Source organism: Mesorhizobium sp. M1A.F.Ca.ET.072.01.1.1 (genome assembly GCF_004023325.1).
In the GTDB taxonomy this organism is placed as follows: Bacteria; Pseudomonadota; Alphaproteobacteria; order Rhizobiales; family Rhizobiaceae; genus Mesorhizobium.
This window is the reverse complement of sequence record NZ_RZSF01000366.1, coordinates 1-6,148: the sequence shown is the minus strand read 5'-3', so window position 1 is coordinate 6,148 and position 6,148 is coordinate 1. Positions and strand designations below refer to the sequence as shown.

The following is a 6,148-nucleotide window of genomic DNA, read 5'->3' as shown; positions in this document are numbered from 1 at the left end:
CTCCCCAGGTGTACCAGTTTCCCCAACTCGAACATCTGGAAAGGAGGGCTGCGTGTCTATCGATCACCACCGTCAGCGCGGCCCTGTCTGTGCCCTGCGAGCTTGCTTGCAGGGCTGACCAGGACGGTCCGGGAATTTTCCCCCGCTTCGATTTTTGGTCTGCCCTTCGTGGTGCCGCTGATCTCGGCCTGATGGCCTACCGGCGCACCGTCAAAGTGCATTGAGCCGGGCTCCGGGAAGACCAGAGAAATCGACATGGCCCTGATCAGCCTCAAATCCCTCGGCGTCACCATGAGTGCGCCGCTCTTCTCCAACCTCGACCTCATCATCGGTGCCGGCGACCGGCTGGGCATCGTCGCGGCGAACGGCCGTGGCAAAACCACCCTGCTCAGATGCCTGGCGGGCGATCTGGCCGCCACGAGCGGCGACATCACCCGGACGCGCGGCTTGCGCGTCGGCCATGTCGAGCAATCCGTCCCCGGCGCGCAGCTCGACCGTAGCTTCCATCAGGTGGTTGCCGATGCCTTGCCGCCGGAGCAGCTTGGCAGCGAGCTCTGGCGCGTCGACGTGGTGCTGGATTCGCTCGATGTGCCCGAGGACATGCGCGACAGGCCGATGCGGGCCTTGAGCGGCGGCTGGCAAAGGCTGGCGCTGATCGCCCGCGTCTGGGTCACCGACCCGGACGTGCTTCTGCTCGACGAACCGACCAACCATCTCGACCTCGCCAAGATCGGCCAGCTCGAAACCTGGCTCAACGCGCTGCCACGCGAGGTGCCGGTGATCATCGCCAGCCACGACCGCGCCTTTCTCGACGCCACCACCAACCGCACGCTCTTCCTGCGCCCGGAAGAATCGCCGGTGTTTTCGCTGCCCTATTCGCGCGCCCGGCGGGCGCTCGACGAGGTCGACGCCTCGACGGCCCGGCGGTTCGAGCGCGACATGAAGGTCGCGCAGCAGTTGCGCCGCCAGGCAGCCAAGCTCAACAACATCGGCATCAATTCCGGCAGCGACCTGCTGACGGTCAAAACCAAGCAGCTCAGGGAGCGGGCCGAAAGGCTGGAAGATGCAGCCGTGGCAGCGCATCGCGAGCGTTCGGCCGGCGCGATCCGATTGGCGAACCGCGGCACCCACGCCAAGGTGCTGATCACGCTCGACGACGCGGCGGTCGAAACGCCCGACGGCGCGCTGCTGTTCAGGACCGGCAAGCGCCATATCTGCCAAGGCGACCGCATCGTGCTGCTCGGCCGCAACGGTGTCGGCAAATCGCGCTTCATTGCGATGATCCGCGCCGCCATCGCCGAACCGGGGTCGGAACAAAACATCAAGGTGACGCCGTCGACAGTGCTCGGCCACAGCGACCAGGCGCTGTCCGGCATCGGCGCCGACGCCACCCCGCTGGCGATGGTCTCGCGTCGCTTCGAGATCGGCGAGCAGCGCGCCCGCTCGCTTCTCGCCGGCGCCGGCGTCGCCATCGAGATGCAGGAGCAAAGGATTGCCGCGTTGTCGGGCGGACAGCGGTCGAGGCTGATGTTGCTGGTGCTGCGGCTCCTCAACCCCAATTTCTATCTCCTCGACGAGCCGACCAATCACCTCGACATTGACGGCCAGGAAGCGCTTGAGGACGAGTTGCTGAAGCATCAGGCAAGCTGCCTGCTCGCCTCGCACGACCGCTCCTTCATCCGCGCGATCGGCAACCGGTTCTGGCTGATCGAGAAGCGGCGGCTGACCGAAGTCGACAGTCCGGAAGGGTTCTTCCGCTCGGTGGCCGCGACGGAGCGCTGATAGCCACGACAAGGCCAGCCTATATACGGGGGGCCGGCCTATACGGGCCGGCTTTCCGGGCGCGCATGAAAAATTCCGGTGACCTGTCGGATTGCCGCAGCATTCCTCGTCCTTGGGATGCCGACACAATGCTGACGGCATCAACCAGGGAGAGTGCATCATGTCCATCTTGTCATCCATCAGCCGCATCGCCAGCCAATATGCGGCGGCGCGCGCGCGCTACCGCAGCGAGCGCATTCTGCTTTCGCTGCCGGCCGACCTGCGCAAGGACATCGGTTTTCCGGAAATTCTCGACACGCGAAACGGCCGCTGCACAGCCACCTTCTCGACCGACGTCATTTGAAAGTGACCAACGGGTTCATGCGACGGCTGCGCGGCCGGTCCGGGCCCGGCCCCGCTAAAAAAATTCCGCTGCCCGTGTAGGATTGCTGTCGCCTCGTCCGTCTTTTGATCGCAACGCCCAATCAACCCGTGAAGAGGAACACGTGAAATGACCGACCAGAACCCGCCCCGCGCCAAAGTTCTTGGCGGATTGACCCCCTATCTGCAGGTCGACGGCGCCATCAAGGCGGCCGAGTTCTACAAGAAGGCTTTCGGGGCCGAGGAAGTCTTTGCCTATCCGCCGGACGACAAGGGCCGCACAATGCATATCCATCTCTATGTCAACGGCTCGACGCTCATGCTGGGCGACGCCTATCCCGAGCACGGCCATCCGCATCAGGCGGCGCAGGGTTATACGCTCCAGCTCCATCTCGGTAGTGACGACGTCGATGCCTGGTGGAAGCGCGCGGTAGACGCCGGCTGCGAAGTCGTCACGCCCCTCCAGGTAATGTTCTGGGGCGACCGCTGGGGCCAGGTGAAGGATCCCTTCGGCGTCGCCTGGGCGATGAACGCGCCGGTAAAATAGGTTTCCCAGCGAGCAAGCGTCGCCCGCCAATCCCAGGGCTGACGCGCTCACCCGCGCCGGGTCGTATCCCCGCCGGCCCGGCGCTCTTTTTCAGCGAAGGAGATTACCCATGTCCTATGTCGATGGTTTCGTGCTTGCAGTGCCGAAGGCAAATCTCGATGACTACAAGAAAATGGCTGCCAATGCCGGCGCCGTCTGGAAGGAGCACGGCGCGCTCGCGTATGTCGAATGCATCGGCGACGACGTGCCCTATGGCGAACTGACCTCGTTCCCGCGCGCCGTGCAGGCGAAGGATGACGAAGTCGTCATCTTTGCCTGGGTCGTTTACGAATCCAGGCAGAGCCGCGACGCGGTCATGGCGAAAGTGATGGCCGACGAACGTCTCAAGATGGACTGGTCGACAATGCCCTTCGACGGCAAGCGCATGATCTTCGGCGGCTTCCAGCCATTTATCGAGGTTTGAGCACAGCCGATTCGGTCCTCATCCACGGGCGGAGCTGGAGCGGAGCTCCTGCTTCGCCCTGGAATGCCGAGGTTGCGAGGCAGCGGCTAATCTCACAGGCCTGCGATGGCTGAGAGCAAGCGGCCTACCAGTCCAACCCAGCCCTATCCGTTCTGGAGCTTGACGAGCAGCGGCTTCAGCCGCTCCCCATAGCGCTTCCACAGGTCGACCGAGCCCTGATACATCGGCTGGCGCACCTGCGCGGCCGACGCCGTGCGCACCGGCCGGTCGGTCTCGTGGAACGCCAGCACCTTGTCGTCCCAAGGCAGGCTGAGATGCGCCATCAGCGCCCGCGTCTGGCCTTCCTGATCGGCGACGAAATCCTCGTAGCGGACGTCGTGGACGACGCCGGGCAGAACTTTGTGCCAATGCGCCATGATATCGGTGTAGAGGTTATGGAAATCGGCGAGCTCGCCGAGATCGTAGCCGTAACGATGGCTGTCGCCGCGGAAATGCACTTTGAAGATCGACAGGCACGTGGCCGCGGCGTCGCGCGCGCAATGCACGATCTTCGCCTTCGGCAGCATCATGTGCAGGAAGCCGACCAGCAGGAAGTTGCCCGGCATCTTGTCGGTGACATGGCGGAAGCCCGGATACCGGGCATGCAGCATGTCGATATAGGCCTGCCCGGCCTCGGCAAAGGCCTTGTCCGGCATGTCGGCTATCCCTGAGGGAAAACCGCCCGGCATGCTCATCGGAAACTGCTTGCCGACGACCGACTTCAGGATGCTGAGCTCGCCCGCGCCAAAGACCTGCGGATGGCTGGCGATGATCTGCTCGACCAGCGTCGTGCCGGAACGCGGCATGCCGACGACGAAGATCGGCGTGTCGTCGGAAATGTCGCTCGGCCTGTGCTTTTCGAAGAAGTCCTTGTCGAAGGCCGACTTCATCGCTTCGAACTCGTCGCGCGTTCTCACCGGGTCGTAATCGATGCCCTTCCGGCGGATCGCATTGCCCTCGGCGAAATAGTCGAAGGCGCGGCCATAATCCTTCAGATCGTCATTGGCCTTGCCGAGGCCGAAGGAAAGCTGCATGCGCGCAAGGCTGTCCTGCGGCGCCTTGGCGTGCTCGGCCTCCATGCCGGCAAGCTCGGCGTCGCGCTCGGTCTGGCGCTTGACCTGGGTCAGCAGAAGCCAGGCTTTCGCCATCGCCGGAGCGATCGCCACCGCCTGGCGGGCAAGATCGGCGGCCTCGGCGAGCTTGCCCTTCTCCATCAGGGCGACGCCCAGCCCGTAGAGCAGCTCGGCATCCTTGGGCCGGATCGACAGCGACTCGCGGAAGAGCGCGATCGCCTCGTCGAGCCGCCCGGCTTCCTGCAGCGTTTCGGCAAGGCCGATGCGGGCGCGGACATGGAACGGGTTGCGGCCGATCGTGCCGCGATAGATCTCCTCAGCGCCCTCGAACTGGCCGAGCTGCTTCAGCGACGAGCCGAGATTGTCGCGCGCCGCGAGTTGGTCCGGGCGGATGTCCACCGCGCCGCGGAAGAAATCGACGGCGGCGGCAACGCGGCCGAGGTCGCGCATCACCGTGCCCATGTTGTTGAGGAAATCGGCATTTTGGGGCTGCAGCGTGACCGACTGCTCGATGAGGTCCAGCCCTTCCTCGCTACGACCTGTCTGGTGCAGGAGGAGCCCGAGGAAATGCAGCGCGGCGGCATGATTAGGCTGCTGCCCCAGCACCTGCCGGTAAAGCGACTCCGCCTCCTGCCGGCGTCCTGCCTGATGCAGCTGCAGCGCCCGTTGCACATAGGGATCGAGGGGGCTCGCCGATCCTGGCTTGCCGCCCGCGTTTGCCGCTCTTCTCTGATCTCTGTTAATGGGAAACCTGCCGTATTTGTCCGCCCGCCGGACCTAAGCCAAGCGGGCGGCAGATGCAAGTGTGTGGGCAGCGCTCTGACGACTTGCCCGCAATACCGCTAGCAAGGCCCGTCGCCGATGATGCGATAGTCCGCCGCGCGAGCCTCGCACGCATTCGGGAAAGTGCGCACCTCGCCGTAGCGTCTGGCGCAGACCGGCGCGTATTCGCGGGTGCAGAAGGTTTGCTCGCCGCCACCGCCGCCATCCCGGCAAGGCCCGTCACGCACGATACGATACCCTGCCCGCTCCGCCAGGCAGGCATTGGCGAAGGTCTGGCGGTCGCCGCCGCGTCTTGCGCACACTGGTTCGTATTGCATCGTGCAGAGCTGCGGATGCGGCCTCGGCGGACGCGGACGCGGTCCTTCGTCGACGACCACGGTACAGGCCGCCAGCAATGCCGACAGTAGCAGGGCGACAAGGCCCTGCCGCGAAACGATTGCCGCAAGAAATCGCATAGGTCCCTCTCCTATCTGGCTCAGGCGCGATCGCGCCAGCTCGCGCAATTCCTCGCCATTTTGGGATCGAACGCAACCCCGGCTTGTGCTTTGCCCGGGGCGAAATTTATCGCCGGTCGGCTTTTCGCACTGGCCCATGCCCGGCTTTTCACTGGCCGATGACCGGTCATGGCGCCGGGTCTATCGATGGCCTCGCGTTGGGCGCGCCGAGGGCGGCCCGCGGTGCTGTCTTGCAACCATCACATTTCCGTGTAATAAATTTGGTGTTCGGGCATTTGCGACCCGGAGAGCGGCACGTTTTGGACGACCTTTCCCCGATAGTGTGAATCTCTGACGGCCCCGTTTTTCGGCGGGGGCTTTGACCATGCGCGAATGCATGACTGCCGAAGCAACACCGGGATCAGCCCAAGGAAGCGGGCGAGCCCACGAGACTGATACGGGTGAAGGAGTTTCCCCCATGGCCCAGACCGGCACCGTAAAGTTCTTCAACGCCACCAAAGGCTTCGGCTTCATCACGCCTGACGGCGGCGCCAAGGACGTGTTCGTCCACATCTCCGCGATCGAGGCCTCCGGCCTGCGCACGCTCGTCGATGGCCAGAAGGTCACCTTCGACGTCGAGCCTGACCGCATGGGCAAGGGTCCGAAG

General features: G+C 64.5%; 8 protein-coding genes. 6 read left to right on the top strand and 2 right to left on the bottom strand.

The window, feature by feature from the left end:
- From EOA32_RS39375 to EOA32_RS31725, 5 genes are all read left to right on the top strand, one after another.
- The coding region (locus EOA32_RS39375) for a hypothetical protein (RefSeq protein ID WP_210214867.1) at positions 1–224 on the top strand (224 nt) is incomplete at its 5' end.
- Positions 225–255: 31 nt separating this feature from the next.
- The gene (locus tag EOA32_RS31740) at positions 256–1,782 is read left to right on the top strand and encodes an ABC-F family ATP-binding cassette domain-containing protein (protein WP_128373821.1); all 1,527 of its coding nucleotides are present in this window, start codon (positions 256–258) and stop codon (positions 1,780–1,782) included.
- Positions 1,783–1,942: 160 nt separating this feature from the next.
- Positions 1,943–2,125, top strand: coding sequence for a hypothetical protein (locus tag EOA32_RS31735; RefSeq protein ID WP_066994426.1), 183 nt, complete (start codon positions 1,943–1,945; stop codon positions 2,123–2,125).
- Between the two features lie 147 nt (positions 2,126–2,272).
- A complete protein-coding gene (locus EOA32_RS31730) occupies positions 2,273–2,689 on the top strand; it encodes a glyoxalase/bleomycin resistance/extradiol dioxygenase family protein (RefSeq protein ID WP_066994423.1) in 417 nt (138 codons plus the stop codon).
- A gap of 109 nt (positions 2,690–2,798) precedes the next feature.
- Positions 2,799–3,152, top strand: coding sequence for a DUF1428 family protein (locus EOA32_RS31725; protein WP_067326604.1), 354 nt, complete (start codon positions 2,799–2,801; stop codon positions 3,150–3,152).
- A gap of 143 nt (positions 3,153–3,295) precedes the next feature.
- Here EOA32_RS31725 and EOA32_RS31720 read toward each other — a convergent pair whose 3' ends face one another.
- Positions 3,296–4,936 (bottom strand): tetratricopeptide repeat-containing sulfotransferase family protein, encoded by a 1,641-nt coding sequence (locus EOA32_RS31720; protein ID WP_128373820.1) that lies wholly within the window; start codon positions 4,934–4,936, stop codon positions 3,296–3,298.
- Between the two features lie 170 nt (positions 4,937–5,106).
- On the bottom strand, positions 5,107–5,502 hold the full coding sequence (locus EOA32_RS31715) for a Kazal-type serine protease inhibitor domain-containing protein (RefSeq protein WP_066994414.1): 396 nt from the start codon (positions 5,500–5,502) through the stop codon (positions 5,107–5,109).
- Positions 5,503–5,959: 457 nt separating this feature from the next.
- On the opposite strand from EOA32_RS31715, the gene EOA32_RS31710 reads away from it, so the two are divergent.
- Positions 5,960–6,148 (top strand): cold-shock protein (locus EOA32_RS31710; protein WP_145971415.1); only part of this gene is annotated, 189 nt, incomplete at its 3' end.

Bases quoted from the DNA above. Each gene is read 5' to 3' on its own strand.
- EOA32_RS31740 (WP_128373821.1), top strand. From the start codon at position 256: ATGGCCCTGATCAGCCTCAAATCCCTCGGCGTCACCATGAGTGCGCCG.
- EOA32_RS31735 (WP_066994426.1), top strand. From the start codon at position 1,943: ATGTCCATCTTGTCATCCATCAGCCGCATCGCCAGCCAATATGCGGCG.
- EOA32_RS31730 (WP_066994423.1), top strand. From the start codon at position 2,273: ATGACCGACCAGAACCCGCCCCGCGCCAAAGTTCTTGGCGGATTGACC.
- EOA32_RS31725 (WP_067326604.1), top strand. From the start codon at position 2,799: ATGTCCTATGTCGATGGTTTCGTGCTTGCAGTGCCGAAGGCAAATCTC.
- EOA32_RS31715 (WP_066994414.1), bottom strand. From the start codon at position 5,502: ATGCGATTTCTTGCGGCAATCGTTTCGCGGCAGGGCCTTGTCGCCCTG.